Origin of the sequence: Actinomadura sp. NPDC048032 (assembly GCF_040653175.1) — a bacterium.
Classification (GTDB): Bacteria; Actinomycetota; Actinomycetes; order Streptosporangiales; family Streptosporangiaceae; genus Spirillospora; species Spirillospora verrucosospora.
This window is the reverse complement of the sequence record NZ_JBEZJP010000740.1, coordinates 1-1,976: the sequence shown is the minus strand read 5'-3', so window position 1 is coordinate 1,976 and position 1,976 is coordinate 1. Positions and strand designations below refer to the sequence as shown.

At 67.4% G+C, this 1,976-nt stretch carries 1 protein-coding gene; it reads right to left on the bottom strand.

Annotated elements, in window-relative coordinates; genetic code table 11:
- Positions 1-49: 49 nt before the first annotated feature.
- A complete protein-coding gene (locus AB0C69_RS41745; protein ID WP_360362351.1) occupies positions 50-1,594 on the bottom strand; it encodes a hypothetical protein in 1,545 nt (514 codons plus the stop codon).
- Positions 1,595-1,976 lie beyond the last annotated feature (382 nt).

Sequence of the window (1,976 nt, the reverse complement as noted above, 5' to 3'; positions counted from 1 at the left end):
GACGGCGTGAGCCGTCCCACCGGGGCCGCCGGTTCACCCGGACGTCAGATCACGAAGTGATCTCCGGTCGCGGGTAGACCTGTTCGAGGAGTTCCTCGCGGGACACCTCGGTACCGTCGGGCAGCCGGAACTTGCGGCCGACCCGGTACTTGTACAGCGGGTTGTTCACCCGCGGAACGCGCTGGACGTAGAACTTCTCCAGCGGGTAGACCGCGAGCAGGGATCCCGCCCGCGGCTCCTCGCCGATCTCCTTCAGAAGATCGGCGATCTTCTCGGCGTCGCCCGGCCACACCTCGTGGAGGCGGTTCTCCCTCCAGGCCTGGCGGGCCTCGGCGATGAGTCCGACGACGCGCTCGGCCTCGGCGGCCAGGAGCGCCTCCGAGCGGTTGTCCACCTCGATCACGAAATTGCTGCGGAGCATCGCCCGCACCAGTGACATGACGTAGCTCAGGCCGGTCAGCGTTCGCACGTCGACCGGCCGAGCCAGGAGGAGGGCCAGCCGCATGACCGCGTCCGAGGACGCCTCCAGTGCGGAGAGCACCTCATCGAACCCGGGGATTCGGCCGTCGTTCATCTCCCTCTTCAGGAGACCCGCGACCGCCGTGAGCTCGCGGGGCATCCGCAGGCTGACACGGTCGTGGCGCAGCAGCTCGTCGAGCGCCCTCCGGAAGGAGGCCTCCACGCGTTCGCTGCGTTCCTCGACCTTCGGGAACCAGTCGGTGCACTGCTCGCACGTGACGAGCCCGTTCACCGCACCCTCGTACGGGTAGAGCGTGTACTCCGCCGAGGGCACGTCGACGACCAGGTCGATCTCCAGCTCCGGGTTGAGCCGGAGCAGGGCCGTAGCGAACAGGATCGTGAGCCGGACCAGACGGGCCGGCGTCTCCTCCTCGTAGAACGAGGACTCGTCCACGACCTCGATTCGCTCCACCCTCTCGGTGAGTTCCGCGGAGTGCGCGACACCCACCATGTCGAAGGTTCCGGTCGCGGTGTGCGCGACGGCGGAGTTCACGTCGAACAGGCAGCCGCCGAGGATGATGGCGACCCTCCTCAGCCCGCTGAGCTCCTTGAGCTCGATGAGCTCAAGGAGCTCAGCGAGACTCAGTTCCGCATGCGACTCCGCCAGCCACGCGATTTCGGTCGCATCGATCTGCAACTGGCGGCCGAGCTTGACCAGCTCCTTGGCGGTCAGCTCACCGAAGGGCCGCCTGCCGAGAGCGGGCAGAGCGCTGCGGCTGAGTCGCCGCATCCCCCCGATCCGGTCGAGACGCTCGAAGTCGACCGAGTCGCCGTACCGGGCGAACCACTCCAGCCGAGCCGCGCGGCCACCGGGGACGCTGCCCCGGATCTGCAGGAAGTCCACGGCATCGTCCATCTCGACCCCGGCGTACGCCCGGACGACCTCTCGGCCGTTCTCGTACACGTTGAGGTCGCAGACGGCGTCACCGCGGACCCGGCCGGCGAGGCCGAGGAAACCGACCAGGTCGGCCGCCTTCGCGACCACGCTCCGGGCCGGCTTGCCGTAGGGCTGCCGAACCTTCTCGGGGTTCCCGAGGTGGAGCAGACCCTCCGCGAGGGGGGTCTGAGTCCGCACGCCTTCCGGCAATGCGATGTGACTGGCGGGCGAGACGTCCCCTTCGGAACTTTCACCCACCAGAATGTGATTTGCGGTAGCCAATGTTCGGCCCCCTTCTTGGTTGTACTGCGCCCCGGCTTTGGCCGGGACGGCGCGATCCCTTGAACCGCTCGCGCGGCTGGACCGCGCGATGAAGACCGTGCGGAGCGGATCCGGTTCAGCAACCGAGAACGCTCCGAAATCAGCTTGTGAAAGAAATCACTACATGGGACTGGGTTGATGTGACATTTCTGTCAACAAGGAAACAAGCCAGAAAAGGCGGTCCACCCGCCGACCGGTCCGACGGGAAGAGGCGGGAACAGCTGGCCGCCGAACAGGCCCCCGACGACCAGCAGCAGGC